The sequence below is a fragment of the Anaerotignum sp. genome (assembly GCF_017483025.1).
Lineage (GTDB): Bacteria > Bacillota > Clostridia > Lachnospirales > Anaerotignaceae > Anaerotignum_A.
This window is the reverse complement of sequence record NZ_JAFUMA010000120.1, coordinates 1-22,012: the sequence shown is the minus strand read 5'-3', so window position 1 is coordinate 22,012 and position 22,012 is coordinate 1. Positions and strand designations below refer to the sequence as shown.

General features: G+C 46.3%; 20 protein-coding genes and 1 pseudogene. 15 read left to right on the top strand and 6 right to left on the bottom strand.

Going from position 1 to position 22,012, the window contains the following annotated elements:
• The 5 genes from IJ369_RS10245 to IJ369_RS10225 form a co-directional block, all read left to right on the top strand.
• A partial coding sequence (locus IJ369_RS10245; protein WP_290718728.1) for an immunoglobulin-like domain-containing protein occupies positions 1 to 883 on the top strand: 883 nt, incomplete at its 5' end.
• Between the two features lie 127 nt (positions 884 to 1,010).
• Positions 1,011 to 1,928, top strand: a complete 918-nt coding sequence (locus IJ369_RS10240) for a ribonuclease Z (protein WP_290718727.1) — start codon at positions 1,011 to 1,013, stop codon at positions 1,926 to 1,928.
• A 13-nt stretch (positions 1,929 to 1,941) separates the two neighbouring features.
• On the top strand, positions 1,942 to 2,970 hold the full coding sequence (tsaD, locus tag IJ369_RS10235; RefSeq protein ID WP_290718725.1) for a tRNA (adenosine(37)-N6)-threonylcarbamoyltransferase complex transferase subunit TsaD: 1,029 nt from the start codon (positions 1,942 to 1,944) through the stop codon (positions 2,968 to 2,970).
• A gap of 34 nt (positions 2,971 to 3,004) precedes the next feature.
• The gene (locus IJ369_RS10230; protein ID WP_290718723.1) at positions 3,005 to 3,337 is read left to right on the top strand and encodes a hypothetical protein; all 333 of its coding nucleotides are present in this window, start codon (positions 3,005 to 3,007) and stop codon (positions 3,335 to 3,337) included.
• Between the two features lie 12 nt (positions 3,338 to 3,349).
• On the top strand, positions 3,350 to 3,871 hold the full coding sequence (locus tag IJ369_RS10225; protein WP_290718721.1) for a GNAT family N-acetyltransferase: 522 nt from the start codon (positions 3,350 to 3,352) through the stop codon (positions 3,869 to 3,871).
• Positions 3,872 to 3,912: 41 nt separating this feature from the next.
• On the opposite strand, the gene IJ369_RS10220 is transcribed toward IJ369_RS10225, so the two are convergent.
• Together IJ369_RS10220 and IJ369_RS10215 are read right to left on the bottom strand one after the other, a co-directional pair.
• A complete protein-coding gene (locus IJ369_RS10220) occupies positions 3,913 to 4,833 on the bottom strand; it encodes a carbon-nitrogen hydrolase family protein (RefSeq protein ID WP_290718719.1) in 921 nt (306 codons plus the stop codon).
• An 84-nt stretch (positions 4,834 to 4,917) separates the two neighbouring features.
• On the bottom strand, positions 4,918 to 5,604 hold the full coding sequence (locus IJ369_RS10215) for a YjjG family noncanonical pyrimidine nucleotidase (protein WP_290718717.1): 687 nt from the start codon (positions 5,602 to 5,604) through the stop codon (positions 4,918 to 4,920).
• A 148-nt stretch (positions 5,605 to 5,752) separates the two neighbouring features.
• Between IJ369_RS10215 and IJ369_RS10210 the strand changes: the two genes are divergently transcribed.
• Both IJ369_RS10210 and IJ369_RS10205 read left to right on the top strand, forming a co-directional pair.
• The gene (locus IJ369_RS10210; protein ID WP_290718715.1) at positions 5,753 to 6,661 is read left to right on the top strand and encodes a hypothetical protein; all 909 of its coding nucleotides are present in this window, start codon (positions 5,753 to 5,755) and stop codon (positions 6,659 to 6,661) included.
• 135 nt (positions 6,662 to 6,796) lie between these two features.
• Positions 6,797 to 8,773 (top strand): fructose-1,6-bisphosphatase, encoded by a 1,977-nt coding sequence (locus IJ369_RS10205; protein WP_290718713.1) that lies wholly within the window; start codon positions 6,797 to 6,799, stop codon positions 8,771 to 8,773.
• A gap of 49 nt (positions 8,774 to 8,822) precedes the next feature.
• Here IJ369_RS10205 and IJ369_RS10200 read toward each other — a convergent pair whose 3' ends face one another.
• Positions 8,823 to 10,070, bottom strand: a complete 1,248-nt coding sequence (locus IJ369_RS10200; RefSeq protein ID WP_290718712.1) for a BaiN/RdsA family NAD(P)/FAD-dependent oxidoreductase — start codon at positions 10,068 to 10,070, stop codon at positions 8,823 to 8,825.
• 200 nt (positions 10,071 to 10,270) lie between these two features.
• On the opposite strand from IJ369_RS10200, the pseudogene IJ369_RS10925 reads away from it, so the two are divergent.
• Positions 10,271 to 12,641 (top strand): annotated as a pseudogene (locus IJ369_RS10925) (endonuclease MutS2).
• 32 nt (positions 12,642 to 12,673) lie between these two features.
• The gene (locus IJ369_RS10190; RefSeq protein ID WP_290718710.1) at positions 12,674 to 13,357 is read left to right on the top strand and encodes a response regulator transcription factor; all 684 of its coding nucleotides are present in this window, start codon (positions 12,674 to 12,676) and stop codon (positions 13,355 to 13,357) included.
• Positions 13,358 to 13,405: 48 nt separating this feature from the next.
• On the opposite strand, the gene IJ369_RS10185 is transcribed toward IJ369_RS10190, so the two are convergent.
• The gene (locus tag IJ369_RS10185; RefSeq protein ID WP_290718707.1) at positions 13,406 to 13,684 is read right to left on the bottom strand and encodes a hypothetical protein; all 279 of its coding nucleotides are present in this window, start codon (positions 13,682 to 13,684) and stop codon (positions 13,406 to 13,408) included.
• 244 nt (positions 13,685 to 13,928) lie between these two features.
• Between IJ369_RS10185 and IJ369_RS10180 the strand changes: the two genes are divergently transcribed.
• Positions 13,929 to 15,359 carry a sensor histidine kinase gene (locus IJ369_RS10180; RefSeq protein ID WP_290718705.1) on the top strand — a complete coding sequence of 477 codons (1,431 nt, stop codon included), beginning with the start codon at positions 13,929 to 13,931 and terminating at the stop codon, positions 15,357 to 15,359.
• 62 nt (positions 15,360 to 15,421) lie between these two features.
• Positions 15,422 to 16,624, top strand: coding sequence for a MalY/PatB family protein (locus tag IJ369_RS10175; protein WP_290718703.1), 1,203 nt, complete (start codon positions 15,422 to 15,424; stop codon positions 16,622 to 16,624).
• Positions 16,625 to 16,670: 46 nt separating this feature from the next.
• On the opposite strand, the gene IJ369_RS10170 is transcribed toward IJ369_RS10175, so the two are convergent.
• Entirely contained in the window at positions 16,671 to 18,611 is a 1,941-nt protein-coding gene (locus tag IJ369_RS10170; RefSeq protein WP_290718701.1) for an NAD(+) synthase, read from the bottom strand.
• 15 nt (positions 18,612 to 18,626) lie between these two features.
• Positions 18,627 to 19,235, bottom strand: coding sequence for a transcriptional repressor LexA (gene lexA, locus IJ369_RS10165; protein WP_290718699.1), 609 nt, complete (start codon positions 19,233 to 19,235; stop codon positions 18,627 to 18,629).
• A gap of 278 nt (positions 19,236 to 19,513) precedes the next feature.
• Between lexA and yneA the strand changes: the two genes are divergently transcribed.
• From yneA to IJ369_RS10145, 4 genes are all read left to right on the top strand, one after another.
• Positions 19,514 to 19,834 (top strand): cell division suppressor protein YneA, encoded by a 321-nt coding sequence (yneA, locus tag IJ369_RS10160; RefSeq protein ID WP_290718697.1) that lies wholly within the window; start codon positions 19,514 to 19,516, stop codon positions 19,832 to 19,834.
• 201 nt (positions 19,835 to 20,035) lie between these two features.
• On the top strand, positions 20,036 to 20,500 hold the full coding sequence (locus IJ369_RS10155; protein ID WP_290718695.1) for an NfeD family protein: 465 nt from the start codon (positions 20,036 to 20,038) through the stop codon (positions 20,498 to 20,500).
• Positions 20,501 to 20,533: 33 nt separating this feature from the next.
• Complete coding sequence (floA, locus tag IJ369_RS10150; RefSeq protein WP_290718693.1) at positions 20,534 to 21,538, top strand: flotillin-like protein FloA; 1,005 nt, start codon at positions 20,534 to 20,536, stop codon at positions 21,536 to 21,538.
• Positions 21,539 to 21,622: 84 nt separating this feature from the next.
• Complete coding sequence (locus tag IJ369_RS10145; protein WP_290718691.1) at positions 21,623 to 21,943, top strand: hypothetical protein; 321 nt, start codon at positions 21,623 to 21,625, stop codon at positions 21,941 to 21,943.
• The last annotated feature ends 69 nt before the right edge of the window (positions 21,944 to 22,012 follow it).

The window sequence follows — 22,012 nt, the reverse complement described above, 5'->3', positions numbered from 1 at the left end:
TGCGGCGGAACCTGATTTTAGTGATATCCGTTTTATATGGGTTAAAAGAGAAGAACCAATTTCTGCGGAAAAAGTTCGCCCCTATTTATCCTGGGAAAATCGGGGCGAAGAATTTCTGGCACAGAATGTGGGAGCAGCCAGTGTTTTTCTGGACGGAAAGGAAAAGAAATTAAAATATCCTTTATACCGAAAACAGGGAAAAACCATGATTGCAGCGGAGGATCTGGCAAATGTGATCGGAGGTCATTATGCGCTGGATGAATGGGAAAGGGAACTGACACTGTATGCAGATGCATTGAAAAATTCCGTTGGACATATTTGGATCGATAGACAAAGCCGGAAAACGGTAGGGACAGGTTCCTCTTATTTTATAGAGGAATATAAAATGGCATTTAAAGATTCGGAGGGCGTCTGGTATATTCCCTTGCGGGAAATGGCAGAAGGGGTGCTTTATGATGTATCTTGGAAGAAAATGGCCGATACGGAGTATTTCATGCTGGAAAGCCCCAAAAAACCACAGCTGGCTGCAGAAGTGAGCTATGATGCAGAAAAGAATGTCGTTTTCCTGTCGCTGATTAACTGGACACAGGATACGTATTTGTATGGAGATGAGTTTTTTCTTCAGAAATGGGACGGCAGTCAATGGCAGAGGGTCCCTATGAACCGAGAAGTCTGCTATGCATATCCTGCGGATCAGGAACTTCCGGGAATTTCGGAAGATAGCTGGATCGCTGCCAGCAGAACAATAGAACATTCTATGGTAGTATATGAAGATGGCAATGGACTGTCTCCGGGAAGATATAGAATTTACAAGGAGATCATACAAAAGAATAGTACAGACCGTATTGTTTATCATATCGGTGCAGAATTTTTGGTGGAATAAGGGGAGCGAAAGCTCCCTTTTCCCTTTCAGAAAACATTGTGTTTTCCTTGGTTTTGCGGTATGATAAAGAAGAGAAAATGGCGATACTATGTGTATCAATAAAATAGATCTACAAAGGAGAAATTGGATGTTAGATATTTGTTTGCTGGGGACAGGCGGCATGATGCCCATGCCCAGCCGCTTTCTGACGTCGATGCTGGCAAGGCTCAACGGCAGACTGGCCCTCATCGACTGCGGTGAAGGTACCCAGGTTACCATGAAAATGTTGGGATGGGGATTTAAGGCCATCGACGTGATCTGCTTTACCCATTTCCACGCTGACCATATTTCCGGTCTGCCCGGCTTGCTGCTGACCATTGGCAACGCAGGGCGTACGGAACCTCTGACTCTGGTTGGCCCTATGGGGATGCAGAAGATCGTGGAAGGGCTGACGATGATTGCCCCTGAATTGCCCTTTGAAATAGAATATATCGAGTTGGACAAGGATGCTCCAAATCCTGTAAAGGTTGGTTTGTTTGAGATCCATCATTGTCCTGCGGATCATATGGTAAAATGCTTTGCTTACCGTATTGATTTGAACCGCAAAGGCAAATTCGATGTGAAGAAGGCGGAAGCGTTGAACTTACCCAAGCCTCTATGGGGCAAGATCCAGAAGGAAGGCAGCGTAGAGCATGAAGGAAAGATCTACACGGCAGATATGGTGCTGGGGGAAAGCAGAAAGGGGATTTCTGTGGCCTACTGCACAGACAGCCGCCCTGTGGATAGAGTGATGAAATTTGTGGAAGGCGTACAGCTTTTCATTTGCGAAGGCATGTATGGCGAGGACGAAAAGAAACAGAAGGCAAGGGAAAACAAGCATATGCTGTTTTCCGAGGCAGCCCAGATGGCGAAAAATGCAAACGTAGAACGCCTGTGGCTGACCCATTTCAGCCCTTCTTTGAATGAACCTGAGGAATTTTTGCCTGTGGCGCAGGCCATTTTCCCGGCAGCAGAACTGGGGGAAGAACGCAAGTGCATCACCATCGAATTCCCCAAGGAAAACTGAATGGAGGTAGGATATGGAAGATAAAAAAGACATTTATATACTGGCCATCGAAAGTTCCTGCGACGAAACTGCGGCAGCGGTCGTAAAAAACGGCAGGGAAGTGCTTTCCAATGTGATTTCTTCTCAGATCGCCCTGCATACACTGTATGGCGGGGTGGTGCCTGAGATCGCATCCAGAAAGCATGTGGAAAGTATCGATGGCGTCATCAAAACAGCCTTGGGAGAAGCAGGCATGAAGCTGGAGGAAATGGATGCCATCGGTGTGACATACGGCCCCGGTCTGGTGGGGGCGCTGCTGGTTGGCCTGGCGGAAGCAAAGGCACTGGCCTATGCGGCGGATAAACCCCTGATCGGTGTGCATCACATCGAAGGTCATATCTGCGCCAACTATATTCAGAATAAAGATTTTGAACCTCCTTATATGGCCCTGGTGGTTTCCGGCGGTCATTCCCATCTGGTATATGTTTCCGATTATGGTAAATATGAAATTTTGGGCCATACCAGAGATGATGCAGCTGGCGAAGCCTATGATAAAGTTGCCCGTGCCATCGGTATGGGTTACCCCGGTGGCCCGAAGATCGATGCAGCGGCAAAGATAGGCAACCCCAATGCTGTGAAATTCCCCAGAGTTTTTCTGGAGGAGGACAGCTATGATTTCAGCTTCAGTGGTCTGAAATCTGCGGTACTGAATTATGTGAATAAACAGAAAATGATGGGCGAGGAAATCGTCCCTGAAGATATTGCTGCAAGCTTCCAGCAATCTGTGGTGGAAGTTCTGGTGGGCAAAACCATCAAGGCGGCAAAGGCCCATGGCGTGAAAAAAATCGCATTGGCGGGCGGCGTGGCATCCAACAGCGCTCTCCGCAGCAAGATGCAGGCAGCATGTGAAAAGGAAGGCTTCTATCTGAGTGTACCTTCTCCTATCCTGTGTACAGACAATGCGGCAATGATCGGCTGTGCGGCGTATTATGAATATATCGCGGGGGTGAGAGACGGATTGGATCTGAACGCCAATCCCAGCCTGAGACTTGGTCAGAGATAAATAAAAAAGAAGGAACGCAAAGGAGGAACGGCTTATGGGAAGTATTTTGAACAGATATGATAGTATTATGTCTATGAATGTTTGTGGTATGATCGAATTTGCAGAAGACCCCATGAAAATGGCCCGTCATCTGTCTCATCATATGGAAGACGACCTGTCTAAAACAAGACGGGAAGGCGCAGAATTGATCGCTGAGATCGAAAAGCTGGAAGATGATAAGTCTGTCCCCAATGCGGAGGCTCTTTTGGTGGCAAAGAAGGCAGAATTGATGAAGCTCCATGAGATTCATGAAAAACTGAACGATCAGGTGCATCAGATCACAAGGATCAGAGCAAAGATCTATCTGGAATACCGTCAGAAAAAATAAGGAGGGTTTTCTGTGATCCGTCTGGCAACAAAAAATGATTTGGATGAAGTGGAAAAGATTTTCCATGAAATTCTGGATAAAGAAGCAGAAACAGTCAGCTACAGCAACTGGATAAAGGGAAAATATCCCACAAAGGCCCATGCAAAAAAGGCATTGGATGAAGGGACACTTTACGTGGGCGAGGATGAAAACGGCAGGCTTTTCGGTTGTGCAAATCTGAACCATATCCAGTTGGATGAGTATGTAAAAATTCCATGGGAATACGAAGCAGAAGGGGAAGAGGTTTTCGTGATCCATATGTTGTGTATCCGTCCCGATTGTGCAGGGCAGGGACGCGGCAAGGAATTTATCGCCTATTCGGAAGAACTGGCAAGGGGAAAAGGCTGCAAAGTTGTACGTATCGATACATATGAAGGAAATATTCCTGCGGCAAATCTGTATCAGTCTTTAGGCTACAGACTGGCGGGCAAGACACTGCTCTTTTTCCAGCAGGTCATCTGGGAAAATCTGATTTGCCTGGAAAAGAAATTATAAAAAGACGCAAAAAAGGAAGGACATTGTCCTTCCTTTTTTTATTATTTATCGTCTACAATCAGTTTCAGCACATCAGGTCTTGCATAATGTCCGCTGCCGTCAAATTCCATACGGCTGGCGGGAACTTTCTGCATATCCAGATCGGCATAGATGATAGCTTCCTTGTCCCAAACAGGTTCTGTTTCATAATGACCATAAGGGTCGATGATGCAGCTGCCGCCGCGGCAAACGATGTCAGGCAGTTTTGCCAGTTCATCAGGGCAGTGCAGATCATCGGGATACATATCTTTTGTGAAGTACATATCGCAGTTGATAAAATAGCAATGGCCCTCGATAGCGATGTGCTGGATGGTTGCCTGCCATTCGGGGTTATCGTTGGTGTTGGGGGAGATATACAGAGTCAGGCCTTTATTATAAAGGGCTACACGGGCCAGGGGCATATAGCTTTCCCAGCAGATCATGCTGCCCATAATGCCCCAGGGCGTATCTGCCACGGGGAAATAATCCTTCTGGGCATCGCCCCATACCACACGTTCAGAGCCGGTGGGTTTCAGTTTTTTATGTACGATGATCTCTCCTTCAGGGGAGAAGAACAGATTTGTGTTATAAAGAGTTCCGGTTTCTTCCATACGTTCGGAAACGCCGATGCTTACCCAAGCCTTGGCTTCTTTTGCTGCCTGTGCCAGCATATCTGTTTCGGGGCCGGGCACTACAACGGAATTATCATAGTAGCGTTTCCAGTCTTTTCTGCCATCTTCGTTGCGTTTGCCAACAGAGAAGCCGAAGGACATACCAACAGGATAGCAGGGAATGAACAGTTCGGGGAATACGATCAGCTCTGCTTTTTCCTGTGCAGCTTCCTGGATCAGTTTGATCGCTTTTTCTGTGCTGGCAGCTTTATCAAACATAACGGGAGCAGCCTGAATTACAGCAATACGGCAAGTGTCTTTCAAATCCTTCATAGCATTACCTCCTAAAAAGATGTTTGTTATTCTTTACATATGTTCAGTATAACATATATCTTGGGTGTATGCAATAGGAAAACATTAGTCCGCGAGAAGAGAGTATAATTCTTTTAAAGATTTTATTTCATAGTCCACTTTGGCATCGGTGTTATTTTCTTCCCCATCGGGATTGAACCAGCAGGTTTCGATGCCGGCATTGTTGCCGCCCTTGATATCGGAGGTCAGGGAATCGCCGATGATGAGAGCCAGTGAAGGGTCGAAATCAGGGATACGTTCGAAGCAATGGTCGAAAAATTCCTTCTGGGGTTTCTGGGAGCCAAGGAGTTCAGAGATAAAGATATCTTTGAAATAGGGCTGCAGGCCGGAATCCCCGATGCGGATCTGCTGGGTGCTGGCAACGCCGTTGGTGACGATATAAAGATTATGGGTCTTGCTAAGGGTCTGCACCACTTCGGGGGCTTCTTCGAAAACCTCGCAGGCATGATCCAGATTGTAACGATAGCTGTCCTCAAAAGCAGCGCCGTCGCCTTCATAGCCGAAATGTTCAAACAGGCGAACGAAACGGGTATAGAGGACAGTTTTTCTGTCGATGATGCCTTTTTCGTAATCCTGCCACAGCTTGGCGTTATTCACCAGATGCCATTGATAAACGGCATCCGTAAAAGGTAAGTTATATTCTTCAAAGGTCTTTGCCAGAGCTTTTTTTTCAGACTTGGCAAAATCCAGCAGAGTGCGGTCTGCATCAAACAATAAGAATTTCTTTTTCATCAGATTTCACAGCCTTTTCATGGTTTTATTGCTGAGTATCATTCTAAAGGAAATTTTAAGAATTGACAAGGCGGGAATGTCGTTGGATTTTGCAGGATGTTGTGATATAATCATCTATTAAGGGTATGTATTTGGAAAGGATGAGCGTATGAGAAACGAAATATACAACAGGGAGTGGAGATGGATGGAGCAGCTTTCGGCTGCGCTTCATGTATTTTCTGCGAATATCGGCTCTGTCATCAAGGTAATGGCAATCATTTTTCTGCCCATCAGCCTGTTGGAGGTCATCATCAGTGACCGCATGATGACAGCGTATACATTGTTTCAGCAGGTGATGCCGACGGGAGATGCAACGATGGTTCACGTGGATGCATCTTTGTTGATGGATACAGCCTATCAGGTGCTGCTCAATTTCGGGCTGATGTTCATGGTCTCTCTGTTTTTGCAGCCTGTGGGGATCATTACCATCGCCAAAGTGGTGAAGCAGTATATCAATGAAGAGGAAGTATCTTTCGGCAAAGCCCTTTCGGAAGCATTTACGTTGATGCCAACGATCATTTTAACAGGTATCATTTTTGGTGTACTGGTATTTTTAGGCAGCCTGGTCATTGTACCTGGTGTGTATTACAGCATTGCCTGGGGGCTTTACCTTTATGCCATTGGTCTGAGCGATAAAAAAGGCTGGGAAGCCCTGAAATACAGCAAGGGTCTGGTAAAGGGAAAATGGCTGCGGACTTTTGGATATCTGTGGCTGCTGAGCATCATTGCCATGCTGTGGAATTCCGTATTCCAGCTGATCTACAGTTTTGCACCGGAAGGCTTTGGCAGCGATGTCCTTTATAATGTTTTATGTTATTTCTCCGCGGCATTTACTGCTGTTGGGGAAACGCTGCTGTTTATCAACCGCGAAGGTATCACCTATGAGGTACGGCCTGCAGCGGCTTATACACCTGCGGCGGAAATGCCTGGGGAAGAGGCAGATATCCCCTTGGAAACGGTGGAAGGTACGGTAGAAGGGGAACCTGTGGAACATAACGAAGAAAAGCATAACGAATAAAATAGAACGCTCCGATGTAGTACAACATTGGGGCGTTTTTTGTCCCAATTTTGTGAAAAAGAACTAGGAAAAATGGGGTTTTGATGATATACTGAAAAAGTAGGCACAAGTTTAATCAGAATAGAGGTGCGGTTTATGTATTGTGGTAATGGTAATTTTACAGCAGAAGAAATGAAATATTTGAAACTGCTGTCTAATCAGTATAAAAACATCAATAGCGCGGCAACAGAGATCATCAATCTGAAGGCCATCTCCAACCTGCCCAAAGGCACAGAACATTTTGTTTCCGATATCCACGGCGAAGCGGATTCCTTCAGCCATGTACTGCGCAATGCTTCCGGCGTTATCAAAAACCAGATCAGCGCTATTTTCGGGGAAAGCCTGCGCAGCAGCGAAAAGAAATCCCTGGCGACTCTGATCTATTATCCCGAACAGAAGCTGGAGCAGATGGCGGAAACAGAAGAAGAACTGCAAGAATGGTATAAGATCACACTGCATAGATTGGTCAAGATCTGTAAGGTGGTTTCTTCCAAATATACCCGTTCCAAAGTAAGAAAAGCTCTGCCCAAGGAATTTGCATATATCATCGAAGAGCTGCTGCATGAAAACAGTGCCAGTGTGGATAAGGATATGTACTATACAGAAATCATACATACGATCATCGACCTGGGGCAGGCGGATCGTTTCATCGTTGCCATGTGTAACCTGATCCAGAGACTGGCTATTGACCAGCTGCATGTTATCGGCGATATCTACGATAGAGGCCCCCATGCGGCAAGGATCATGGATATCCTGGCGAACTACCACTCTGTAGATATCCAGTGGGGCAACCACGACATTGCATGGATGGGCGCAGCTGCAGGCTGTCAGGCGCTGATCTGCAATGTGCTGCGTATCCAGACAAGATATGCCAACCTGGATACCATCGAAGAAGATTACGGTATCAATCTGCTGCCCCTGGCAACTTTCGCTATGGAAAAATATGCAGATGACCCCTGCGAACAATTCAAGCCTAAGGGCGACGAAGTGCTGAGCGATAAAGACTTCAAGATGATTGCGAAAATGCATAAGGCAATTTCTGTGATGCAGTGGAAGATGGAAGGGCAGATCATCATGCGCCGTCCTGAATTCCATATGGAGAATAGATTGCTGCTGGATAAAATTAATTTTGAAAAAGGAACGGTGCTGGTAGATGGCGTGGAATATCCCATGAATGATATGAGCTTTCCTACCATCGACCCCAAAGACCCTTATACACTGACAGAAGAAGAACAGGAAGTTATGGATAAGGTAAAATCCTCTTTTGTAAACAGTGAAAAACTGCAGCAGCATATTCGTGTGCTGTATCATAAGGGCAGCATGTATACTATCTTCAATTCCAACCTGCTGTTCCACGGCGGTATCCCCATGAATGAGGATGGTACGCTGAAGGAAGTCACATTCCGCGGCAAAAAATATACAGGCAAGGCTTATCTGGATGAAGTGGAAAGAACCATGCGCGAAGGCTATTTTAACAAAGCCCACACAGAAGCGAAGCGCGAATGCATGGACTACATCTGGTATATGTGGTGCGGCGAGGATTCTCCTCTGTTCGGCAAAAAGAAAATGACCACCTTCGAACGCTACTTCATCGACGATAAGGCAACACACAAGGAAGAAAAAAATCCTTACTATACACTGAGAAATGAAGAGGCTGTCTGCAAGCATGTATTGGAAGCCTTCGGTCTGGACCCTAAGAGTTCCCATATCATCAATGGTCATGTGCCCGTTAAGGTAGTGAAAGGGGAAAGCCCCATCAAGGCCAATGGCAAGCTGTTCGTCATCGACGGCGGCTTCTCCAAGGCATACCAGAAGGAAACAGGTATCGCAGGCTATACCCTGATTTACAACTCCCATGGTATGGTGCTGGTATCCCACGAACCCTTCGTATCCACAGACAGAGCCATTGCGGAAGAAAAGGATATCCTGTCTTCCACCGTTGCGCTGCAGTATACCCAGGATCGTATCCGCGTAAAAGATACGGATATCGGCAAAAAACTACAGGAAAGCGCAGATGAACTGGAAAAGCTGGTTTATGCTTATCAGAATGGTATCCTGAAAGAACAGCAGTAATGAAATACATTAAAAATGCCCCCGAGAGAGTCTCGGGGGTTTATTTTTTTTATCTTTTTTTGTTATAAGGAGCAGAGGATTTTTTCTGCTGTGCTGCATTTTTGCCGGCAATAAAGCCGCTGGCCCATGCCCACTGCAAGTTGTAGCCGCCGCAGTCGCCGTCGATATCCAGCACTTCGCCGGCAGCATAAAGACCGGGCATCAGATAGCTTTCCATGGTCTTTGGATTGAATTCTTCCGTGCGGATACCGCCGGCAGTCACCTGTGCGGAATCAAAGCCCATGGTTCCAACTACAGGAATTTGAAAATCCTGAATGGCTGTGGCAATGCGTTTGATGTCGGATGCTTTCAGGGTATGGATAGGGTCTGTGAAGCCAAAGCCCGCATAGCGCAGGATGGTACGCCCCAGTCGGTTATGCAGGATGCCCGTCAGGAAGTTTTCCAAGGTCTGATTGGGCATCATTTTTTTACGATTATGTAGCAAAGAGACCACTTCTTCGTGGCTCATATTGCGCAGCAGGTTCAGATGGATAGTCATAGGGCCTTTGCCTGTGGAAATGGCACGGGAGATTTCGAAGATGGCAGGGCCGCTGACACCAAAATCTGTAAACTGAATTTCGCCTGCATTCTCTGCAAGGATTTTGCCGTTTCGTTCCACCAGAACGGCGCCGTCGGCGCGAATGCCCTTCAGAGCTTTTACATATGTGGTGTCTGTTTTGATCTGTACCAGAACGGGGAACAGTTTTGTAACAGTGTGCCCCATGCTTTTCAGCAGTTCATAGCCACTCTGGGTACCGCCCAGCTTGCCGCCTGCCATGCCGCCGCAGCAAATGATGACGGAATCTGCTTGCAGGGTTTCTTCTTTGGAGACCACCTGAAAACCGCCTTTTTTGCCTTTTTTCAGAGCAGTCACTTCGAAGGCGGTGCGTACTTCCACGCCTGCTTCCTCCAGCGCCAGACGAAGCACATCCACCACGCTGCCTGCCTGGTCGGAAAGGGGATAGACCTTGCCGCTGGGTTCCACGGTGGTGATCAGGCCGAGGTTTTCAAAAAATTCCAGCGTTTTTTGGGTATCGAAGGCGGATAAAGCAAAATCAGCGAATCTTGCATCCTGCCCGTGGTAGTTTTTCATGGTTAATTTTGTATTTGACAGATTGCAGCGGCCGTTGCCTGTTGCCAGCAATTTGCGGCCAACACGGGCCTGCCGTTCCAGAATGCAGACCTCTGCGCCCTGTTCTCTGGCTGCAAGGGCAGCCATCATGCCTGCTGCGCCACCGCCGATGATAATTACTTTCATAGTTTCACCTTTTCTATTTATATCGATCAAATTTTTGCAATGTTCATATCAATTCATTATAATCTGTTTTTATCTGCGTTGTAAACAGCATTTTTACGGGAGAGATGCCCGCCGGAAAGTTGTAGGAAAGGCGAGATTGTGGTATACTTATATGATATTATAGGACAAATATTGAGATTTATATAAACGGAGCTAAAAATATGAACGAAAAAGCATTGCATACTTTGGAATATGACAAGATCATACAGAAGCTGGTGGGCTATGCGGTTTCTCCTATGGCGAAGGAACGGGCGGCAGAACTGCGTCCTTCTTCTGCCATGAGCGATATCATCATCTGGCAGCAGGAGACCACAGAAGCAACCACTATGGTTCTGAAAAAAGGTACGCCTTCCTTTGGCGGGTTCAGAGAAATTCGTCCCCAGTTGAAGCGCGCATCTATGGCGGGTGTTCTTTCCATTGCGGAGCTGATGGCGATTGGCGAATTCGCTTATGTTTGCCGCAAGGTAAAGAATTACGCCAGAAAAGAAAACAAGGATGAGGTTTACCCTAGATTGGATGAATATTTTGACCTCATCATTCCTCTGGATAAGCTGGAAAATGAAATCAGCAGATGTATCCTTTCTGAAACGGAAATTGCGGATGATGCCAGCGCAGGTCTGCGCAGTGTGCGTAAGGAAATCAAGATTTCCAATGACCGCGTAAAAGATCATTTGAACGGTATTATTTCTTCCTCTGCATACAGAAATATGCTGCAGGATTTTGTAATCACTATCAGAAATGACAGATATTGCGTGCCTGTCAAGGCGGAATACAGAAGCTCCTTCCCCGGCATGATCCACGATCAGTCCAATACGGGGTCTACATTATTCATGGAGCCTTTGAGTGTTATCCAACTGAACAACAAAATCAAAGAATTACAGGCGAAGGAAAAGGAAGAAATCGAAAAGATTCTGCTGATGCTGTCTGATCTGGTGACAGCTCATGCCATTGCTATCGAGGGCAATCTGGAACTCCTGACACAGCTGGACTTTATCTTCGCGAAAGCGAATCTTTCTCTGACCATGGAAGGAACACAGCCCATGTTCAATACAAAGGGCTATATCAATATCCACAAGGGCAGACACCCTCTGCTGGATCCGAAAACGGTAGTGCCTACAGATATTTATCTGGGCAAGGAATTCACCACACTGCTGATCACAGGGCCTAATACAGGCGGCAAGACTGTTGCTCTGAAAACACTGGGCCTCTTTACCCTGATGGCAGGCAGGTCTGCATATTCCTGCTTTCGACAATTCCCAGCTGGCGGTATTCGACAGCGTATTTGCAGATATTGGTGACGAACAGAGCATCGAGCAGAGCTTGAGTACCTTCTCTGCCCATATGACGAATATCGTAAAAATCATGGATCAGGTAACAGATAATTCTCTGGTGCTGTTCGACGAATTGGGCGCAGGTACCGACCCTACGGAAGGCGCAGCGCTGGCTGTTGCCATCATTCAGGCATTGATGGAAAGACAGATCCGCACAGCCGTAACGACGCACTACAGTGAATTGAAGGTTTTTGCTCTTTCCACAGAAGGGGTAGAAAATGCCTGCTGTGAATTCAGCGTGGAAACATTGAGACCGACATACAGACTGCTGATCGGTATTCCTGGTAAGAGTAACGCTTTTGCTATTTCCAAGCGCCTGGGGCTGCAGGATTATATTCTGGACAGTGCGAAGGAATTCATCAGCCAGGATGAAGCCCGCTTCGAGGATGTTATCACTGATCTGGAAATCAGCAAGAAATCTGTAAAATTTGAACAGGAAAGAGCGGAACAATATCGCCGCGAAGCAGAAGAACTGAAAAAAGAGGTAGAACGTCAGAAAGAAAAAACGAAACAACAGAAAGAAAAGATCCTGGAAAAGGCGAGAGAAGAGGCAAAACAGATCTACGCCCAGGCAAAGGAAGAGGCCGACAGTATCATCAAAGAGATGAACAAACAGGCCAAGGAAGCCAATAACAAAAATAAGGCGCTGGAACAGCGCCAGAAGCTGAACGAAAAGCTTTCTTCCATGCAGCAGGATTTCCTGAAATCCAAAAAGGTGAAACCCAACCACAAAGCGCCTGAAAATCTGAAGGCGGGCGATATGGTTTATGTCATTTCCTTCGATCAGAACGGCGAAGTGCTTTCTGCGCCGGATAAAAATAAAGAAGTTATGGTACAGATGGGCATGATGAAAATGAAGGTGCCTCTGGCGGAACTGATGCTGGATGATACACCCAAGCCCAAGGAAAAACAGAAAAAACAGCAGCCTGCCAAGGGCAAATTTTCCAAGAGCCAGTTTATCTCTGCGGAGATCGACTGTCGTGGGCAGCTGGTGGATGAAGCCATTGCAAATATCGATAAATACATTGATGATGCGTACCTGTCCGGCCTGAAGCAGGTTGTTATCATCCATGGCAAGGGGACAGGTGCTTTGCGGGCAGGCGTACAGAATTATCTGAAAATGAATTCCCATGTGAAAAGTTACAGACCCGGTACGTTTGGGGAAGGCGAAGCGGGTGTAACGGTAGTGGAACTGAAATAACATGTTTTGCAAAAGAAAAAGAGGTGAAGAAGATGGGGAAACAGAAAATTTTGATCGTTGATGACGATATGCATATCGCGGAACTGATCTCTCTTTATATGATGAAAGAGGGATATGAGACCATGGAAGTATATGATGGGAAAGAAGCGGTGAAGGAAGCAGCGAGCTTTCAGCCTGATTTGATCTTGCTGGATCTGATGCTGCCCGGCATGGATGGCTACCAGGTCTGCACGGAAGTGCGCAAGACCAGCCGTGTGCCTATCATCATGCTGACAGCTAAGGGTGAGACCTTTGATAAGGTGCATGGGCTGGAGCTGGGGGCCGATGATTATATTGTGAAGCCCTTCGAGCCCAAAGAACTGGTGGCAAGGGTAAAAGCGGTGCTCCGCAGATATGAACCCAAACAGGAAGAGGATAAAAATGTCCTGAAATTCGATGGATTGGAGATCAATCTTTCCAACTATTCCGTAGTGTATAACGGGAAAAACCTGGATTTTCCTCCCAAGGAGTTTGAACTGCTCAGTTTTCTGGCGCAGCATCCCAATCGAGTATTCACCAGAGAACAGCTGCTGGATCAGATCTGGGGCTATGAATATGTGGGGGATACCAGAACTGTGGACGTCCATGTAAAGCGTATTCGCGAAAAACTGAACAGTGAGGATGAATGGGGCATCCGTACGGTTTGGAGCGTAGGCTATAAATTTGGGCAGAAATAAGTAAATAAAATAGGGGCGCTTCTGTGAGCGTCCCTTTTATGTGAAATATTATTCTTCTGTTTTTTCTTCTGCAGGTGTTTCGGGGGTTGGTTCCTCTGTGGAAACAGGTTCGCCGTCTACGGAAGCTTCTTCCGTGGAAACAACTTCTACAGGTTCACCTGTCAGCTGTGCGGGTTCCTGTGCAGCCTCTTTTGCAGCCATGGCAGCTTCGTATTCTGCTTTTTTGCGCAGCAGTTCCTGGCGCTGTGCTTCTTTACGCATATTGGACCAGCGAAGCATGAAACAAAGGAACAGCAGGAACAGGATCAGATAATGAAAACTATTCATATTGCTCCAGTCTACACGAAACATAACAAGGATTGCCAAAGCGATAAGAATCAAATCCTTGGGAGCCATTTTTTTTCTTTGAGGGGGTCTGTTCTGAGTATTATTTTCCATAAGTAAGTAACAAGGCAAAGAAATGCCTTTCTCCTTTCTGTAGTTTCTTGTTTTTGGAAGAACAAGTGTATAGAACAGTATACCATTATTTTGTGGTTTTGTAATGCTTTTTTTATATTTTGGAGGAATGAAGATGAAAAAAGATTCCATTGTGCGAAAGCAGATGCTCTTGTATATGACGACCATTGCGGTTTGCGTTACTCTGATGGGCGGGGTCTTGGCGCTGGTATATACCAATCACTATATGAATGAAAAAAAAGAAGAACTGATCACCCAGGGGGAAAAGATCGCGGAGGCTTTTTCAAAAGGCTACCGTACGGGAAATTTGAGTAATCTGAGCTATGAATTGCAGATCCTGGAAAGTTATATGAACGCAGGCATCCTGATGGTCAATCGGGATGGACGGGTGGTGATCGCTTCTCCGGAATTCAATGATATTCCATATAAGGAAGACCTTTTGAGCCAAAACCTGTTGGAAGAGGTGCTGGGCGGCGTGCTGGATGGGGAAGTGGTCTCTCTGCAGACGGAAAAGGGACAGCTTTTTGATACGCCTATGCTGATTGTAGGATATCCTCTTTCTGAAGGGCAGATCGCCGGGCTCTTTATGTGCCGTCCGATGCCGCAGATCCAGGCATCGCTGATGGAAATGTATCAGATGAGCGTAGTCAGCCTGTTTTTCGTTTCACTGCTGGGGATGATCGTCAGCTATCTGACAGCGAAATATGTAGCTTTGCCGGTAATGAAGGTAAATCGGGCGGCGAAGGTTATTGCCAATGGGAATTTTGAAGAGCGTGTGATCGTCAACAGTAATGATGAACTGGGGGAACTGGCGGAAAGTTTCAACCATATGGCGGAAAGCCTGCAGGCCCATGAAAAGGTGCAGAAAGACTTCATTGCGAACATTTCCCATGATTTGCGCTCTCCTTTGACCAGCATGCAGGGCTTTTTGACGGCAATGCTGGATGGCACCATTCCTGCAGAACGGCAGGAGAAATATCTGAAGATCGTTTTGGAGGAAACGAATCGTCTTTCCCGTATGACACAGGGTATTGTAGAGTTGAGTCGTGCTCAGAGCAGCGCCATCCTGCTAGATGAATCGGATTTTGACATCAATAATCTGATCCGCATGAATATCGAAATGCTGGAGCCTCAGCTGAGGGAAAAGAATGTGCATATCCATGCCATTTTTGCAGAGGAAGAGACGCTGGTTCATGGGGACAGGGATAAAATCTCCCGTGTGCTGCAGAATCTGCTGGGCAACGCGGCGAAGTTTTCGCCGGAAGACGCTATCATTGAGGTGGAAACAACGCTGAAAGAAAAGAAGAAAGTGCTGATTTCTGTAAAGGACGAGGGGCCCGGTATCAATGCGGAGGATCAGAAATATGTATTTGATCGATTTTATAAAACGGATACCACCCGAAATAAAGATAAGGCCGGCAGCGGCATTGGATTGGCCATTGTAAGAGAATTCCTGCAGGCCCATGGGGAAACGATCACAGTGAAAAGTGAAGAGGGCAAAGGGGCGACCTTTGCATTTTCTCTGAAGCTGGCAGATGAGGATTGATTGACAGGTGGCAAAAGTGATACTACAGTAAAAACATAGTAATTTGATAGGAGGTCGAGTCTATGAAGTATAATTTTGATGAAGTGATCAACAGAAAGAATACGAACTGCATGAATACTGACGGATGGAGAGAATATATTTTTCATGCGCCCCGCGACAGGGAATTTCCTTTCCCTGATGATGAATACGTGAGAATGTGGATCGCTGATATGGAATTTGCTACACCTCCCTGTATCATTGATGCTATGAGGGAAAGACTGGATAAGCGTATTTTTGGTTATACGAAAATTTTTGATCCCGGATATTATGCGGCTTTTTCTGAATGGTGCAGAAGCCGCTATGGCTGGAAATGCGCAGAAAAAGAACTGGTGACATCTCCCTGCATCATTCCTGCGTTGTTTGAACTGGTGGACTATATTTGTCAGCCGGATGAAAAGGTGCTGATTTTGACCCCTTCTTATGCCTATTTCAAGCATGCGGCAGACCATAATCACATTGAGTTGGTTTGTTCCGATCTGATCAATGATAATGGTTATTACACCATGGACTATGCGGATATTGAAGAGAAGGCGAAAGACCCCAAGGTAAAACTGTGCATCTTCTGTAACCCTCATAACCCCAGCGGGCGTATCTGGACGGAAGAAGAATTGCAGAAATTTGGAGATATCTGCCTGGCGAATGATTTGCTGGTGATCTCTGATGAGATCCACTGTGACCTGATCCGTACAGGTCTGAGACATACGCCACTGGCGAAGCTGTATCCCGACAGCGATAAAATCATCACCTGTATGGCGCCCAGTAAGACCTTCAATATGGCCGGGCTGATGTTTTCCAATATCATCATCCCCAATGGGGAAGTGATGAAGATTTGGAAGGCGAGACATTATGATTTCGAAAATCCTTTGTCTATTGCTGCTGCCCAGGCGGCATATGAAAAAGGCGGCGAATGGCTTTCTGAACTGAAGCTGTATCTGGATGACAATTTCAGATTTACAAAGGAGTACCTGGCAGAACATTTGCCGAAGGCTGTATTCCGTATTCCTGAAGCCACTTACCTGGGTTGGGTGGATATTGGTGCTTATGTAGAGCCCGGGGAAGATCTGCCTTTGCTGTTTGCCAACGAAGCGGCGGTGCTGTTGGAGGGCGGCAACATGTTCGTACAGAATTCCGATACATATATCCGTCTGAATCTGGCATGCCCCAGAGCGACACTGGGGGAAGGTTTGAGAAGGATCTGCTATCTGTTGAACAAAAGAAAAAAATAAGCAAAATAAAAAAAGGAATGGCATTTGCCATTCCTTTTTATTATGCTTATAATTTTTCCACTTCGTCCATCCAGATACGGCTGACAGCATCTGTAGGCATTCTCCAATCGCCTCTGGGAGACAGGGAGATATCGCCAACCTTAGGGCCGTCGGGCAGGCAGGAACGTTTGAACTGCTGGATAAAGAAACGGCGATAGAAGTTTTTCAGCCATTTCAGCAGGGTTTCTCTGTCATATTCGCCATTGAAAGCTTTTTCAGCCAGGAAGAGGATCTTCGCGGGATGATAGCCATAGTGGAGGATATAATACAGGAAGAAGTCGTGCAGTTCATAGGGACCAACCAGGTCTTCTGTTTTCTGGTTGATCTTGCCGTCCTTATCGGGAGGCAGCAGTTCAGGGCTGACGGGTGTATCCAGAACATCCAGCAGGGCAGCGGATGCATCTGCATCTACTTCACCATTTGTAGCGACCCATTTTACCAGAACACGGATCAGTGTTTTGGGGATGCCGCCATTGACACCATACATGGACATGTGATCGCCATTATATGTTGCCCAGCCCAGTGCCAGTTCGGACAGGTCGCCTGTGCCGACAACCAGACCGTTGTATTTATTTGCCAGATCCATCAGGATCTGTGTGCGTTCGCGAGCCTGTGCATTTTCGTATGTTACGTTGTGCAAGTTGATATCGTGGTCGATATCTTTGAAATGCTGAGTTACTGCGTCGCGGATGGGAATTTCTTTCATTGTGATGCCCAGAGATTTCATCAGCGTCAGGGCATTCTGGTAGGTTCTGTCTGTTGTGCCGAAGCCGGGCATGGTAACCCCCAGGACTTTGCTGCGGTCGATGCCCAGATAGTCACAGGCTTTGACACAAACCAGCAGTGCCAGAGTGGAATCCAGACCGCCGGAGATACCGATCACCAGGGAATCGGAATGGGTATGTTCCATTCTTCTTGCCAGACCAACTGTCTGGATGGAGAAGATATCCTTGCAGTAAGCATCTTCATTTTCAGCATTGGGATGGAAAGGAGTTGCAGTCAAAGGTCTGCTCCAGTTTTTCAGTGTATCATCTGCTGTCATATCGAAAGTCACCAGACGATAGAAACGATGCATTTCTGCTTTCTGCAGATGGGACAGGAATGTTGTATGTTTGCGGCGTTCGCCTGTCAGGATCTCCAGATCGATATCAGCGTAGATCAGCTGATTTTCGCGGGAGAATCTTTCTGTTTCGGAGAACAGCTCGCCGTTTTCACAAATCATGCTATGGCCGCCAAAAACAGCGTCCTGTGTGGATTCGCCGATGCCTGCGGAAACATAGACATAGGCTGCCATGCAGCGGGAAGAATGAGCAGTTACCAGATGTTTGCGGTAATCTGCTTTGCCGGAAAGATCATTGCTTGCGGAAAGATTCAACAGCAGTGTTGCGCCATAAAGGGCCTGATAGGAGCTGGGAGGAATGGGTACCCACAGATCTTCACAGATTTCCACGCCGATTTTCAGATCGGGGATACCTGCAGCTGCAAAAAGCAGATCGGCACCGATGGGAACATCCTGACCGGCATAAGTAATGCGTTCTACCAGAAGGTCATCAGCAGAGGAGAACCAGCGTTCTTCTGCAAATTCACTGTAGTTGGGCAGGTGCGTTTTGGGAACCAGACCAAGAATTTCGCCTTTATACAGAGCGGCTGCGCAGTTGAAAGCCTGGCTGTCCAGAGCAACAGGTGTGCCCAGAAGGATAAACATATCGATCTCTTTTACAGCTTCTGCGATCTCTGCAACTGCTTTTTCTGCAGCTTCCAGCAGGGGGCGCTGCAGGAACAGGTCTGCACAAGTATAACCTGTCAGGCACAGTTCGGGGAAAGACAGCACACGCACGCCTTTTGCGGCAGCTTCTTTGATGATCTCCAGAATCTGTTCTTTATTATAGACACAATCGGCAAGCTTTAACTTGGGAACAGCTGCGCCGACTTTTACATAACCATACATAGTTGATTCATCTCCTTAGAATTTTCTGAACAGACCGATGACTTTGCCGAGAATGGCAACGTCTTTCACGATGATGGGTGACATAGAGGAATTTTCAGGCTGCAGGCGTACGAAATCCTTTTCCTTATAGAAGGTTTTTACAGTGGCAAAATCTTCGATCAGGGCAACGACGATATCGCCGTTTTTTGCATCATGCTGCTGGCGGACAAGGATCAGGTCCTTATCGAAAATGCCTGCTTCGATCATACTTTCCCCTTTGACACGGAGCATGAAAACGGTGTCATTGTGAACATAATCCACGGGGATAGGGAAGGTATCCTCGATATTTTCCACTGCAAGAATAGGGGTGCCGGCTGTGATGTTGCCTACGATGGGAACATTGACCAGTTCCCGCTGAGGGGCTTCAAAACCGGGGTCCAGAATTTCGATGGCTCTGGGTTTGGTGGGGTCTCTGCGGATGAGGCCTTTCTTTTCCAGGCGGGAAAGATGACCATGAACCGTAGAGGTGGATTTTAACCCTACGGCATCACAGATTTCACGAACGGAAGGGGGATAGCCCTTTTCCCGAACTTCTGCCTTCATATATTCCAAAATTTGCTTTTGTTTTGCGGACAGTTCGCTCATTTATCTCACTCCTTATGATTGTATCCAAATGGATGGGAATTATCAAGTAGAAGGTAGAAAAAAGTCATATCCTACCTGTTCAATTCTTTGCTTTGCAAAGCCACTGCGCAGGCGGGACATCTTCCCCACTACCTTGTTCGCCTTTATTATAGCATGGGAAAAGAACAAAATCAAACCTATGTTCGCAAAAATTTTCAAAAAGTATTGACAAAGAATGTGTGTTCGATTATTATAGGAATAGAAAGCGAAAAAATGTTCGAAAGAAATGGGGCGAGGAAATGGAAAAAAGAACACAGAGAAGAGTTGTAAGAAAATCCAGAAAAATCAGAAAAAATACCTTCGTACTGCTGACAATGGCCCTGATCCTCTGTCTGGGAACATTTGCTATGGGTGCGCAGACAGGAAAAACAACGAAAACTTACTATGAATCTGTAGAGATCCATAAAGGCGATACCATTTGGGATATCGCAGCAGAGTATAAAATGGATGGAGAAGAAACCGAACATATGGTTGATGCTATCCTGGAGCTGAATGGGATGAAAAACACGAACGTACGAGCGGGCGAAAGTATCATCGTACCTGTAACAACAGAAATTTAAAAAATGAGAACGAAACGGACGAGATTTTTCTTCGCCCGTTTTTATTTTTCTATAAATTCTTAAACAATTCTTACGGTTTTTGAAATCCGTTGCGGAACAAACCATCTTTATGATACTATAATAACAAGAAAATGTATTTTTTTACGAAGAATACATTTGGCCCGAACAGGGCAAAAAATTGCATAGAAGGAGGTTGAAGAGATGTTCCCATGGATCGTTGTACTGGCGATTCTCGGCTTGGTGATGCTTTTTGCTGAGATCCTGATGCCGGGATTTGGTTTATTTGGTATTTTGGGTTCGATTTCTCTTTTGGGCTCGCTGGTGCTGACCTATAAGTTTTATGGTATGGTCACATTTCTGATCATGCTGTTAGTTGCGGTCATCGTCTTTTTTGCAATGGTTGTTTTTGCAAAGAAAAGCGGGCTGTACAATAAAGTCGTATTGAGTGACAAGCAGGAAGCGCAGGATTTTGATGAGAGCGTTCTGCAGGGACTTTTGGGACAGGTTGGTCTGACCCAGTCAACACTGCGTCCCTTTGGCGTGGCGGAGTTTGATGGGAAGATGATCGATGTCTGCTCTCAGGGGGATTTTATTGACAGAGATGTGAAGGTACAGGTAGTACAGATCACGGGCAAGACTGTGACTGTGAAAACCTATATGGAGTAAGGGCAAAAGAAGAGTAAAAAGGAGGCGTATTGTATGTTTGAAATTTTTGGTCTGATCATTCCTTTGATCGTGATTCTGGTCATCATCAGTATTTTCCTGAGCTTTGTACCATTGGGGCTGTGGATCTCTGCGATTTCCGCAGGGGTAAAGGTAAGCATTTTCTCTCTGGTCGGCATGAGACTGAGAAGAGTGCGTGCGGATAAGATCATCCGCCCTCTGATCAAAGCGCAGAAAGCAGGTATGGATGTAAACGCAAATCAGCTGGAATCCCATCTGCTTTCCGGCGGTAGAGTAGACAATGTTGTTGATGCGCTGATCGCGGCACACAGAGCAAATCTGGATCTGTCCTTCGAAAGAGCAGCAGCTATTGACCTGGCGGGCAGAAATGTTTTTGAAGCGGTAAGAATGAGCGTAACGCCTAAGATCATCGAAACACCCTGGATCGCTGCAGTGGCTATCGATGGTATTGAAGTGAAGGTCATTGCAAAGGTAACGGTAAGAGCGAACCTGGCCAGACTGGTCGGCGGTGCCGGTGAAGAAACCATCATTGCCAGAGTTGGTGAAGGTATCGTTACAACAGTTGGTTCTTCCAACAGTCATAAGGCTGTATTGGAAAACCCCGACCTGATTTCCAGAACAGTGCTGTCAAAGGGTCTGGATAACGGCACTGCGTTTGAGATCCTGTCCATTGATATTGCGGACGTAGATATCGGCAGAAACATTGGCGCTCATCTGCAGATCCAGCAGGCAGAAGCGGATAAACAGATCGCTCAGGCAAAGGCAGAAGAACGCCGAGCAACAGCGATCGCAAAAGAACAGGAAATGAGAGCGGAAGTAGAACACATGAAAGCGAAAGTTGTGGAAGCGGAAGCAGAAGTTCCCAAGGCCATGGCAGAAGCCCTGCGCAGCGGCAATCTAGGCGTAATGGATTATTATCGTATGCAGAACGTGCAGGCGGATACAGCCATGAAGAACAATGTGGGCAACACTGACCTTACCCATGTGTTCAAAGAGGGCAATGACAAAAAAGAAATTTAATCAGAAAAGAAAGCGATGATTCATCGCTGGGAGAGGGCGCTGAATAGAGCGTCCTCTTTTTGTATATATAAAAGGAGAATCGGAATGGGAACTGCACTAGAACGGGAATGGAAACGTCTTTTGGAAAAGGAAGAGAAGATGTTTCGTTCTGCGGAGAACAAAAAAGAAATGAAACTGGATGGGAAAATCAAAGAACTGACGGGCAAAATAGAAGAGAAGATCCCTGAAAAGCTTTCTGCAGCTATGGATGCAGCATTCTATAAAGCATTTATCACGATGTTTGAAAAAGGAACGGGCGTCATTGAAAAGACATTTAAAGGAGAAGAACTGCAGCTGGAATTTCAGGTGAATGATTTCCGTGTGGATAAAATGCACTGTAGTCAAGTAAGTGGACACGTTTTATAAATAAAAAGTTTTGAGGACAGCTGATTAGACTTGTCCCCAGTACATTTCTTCCTTTTCGTTGGGAGTCAT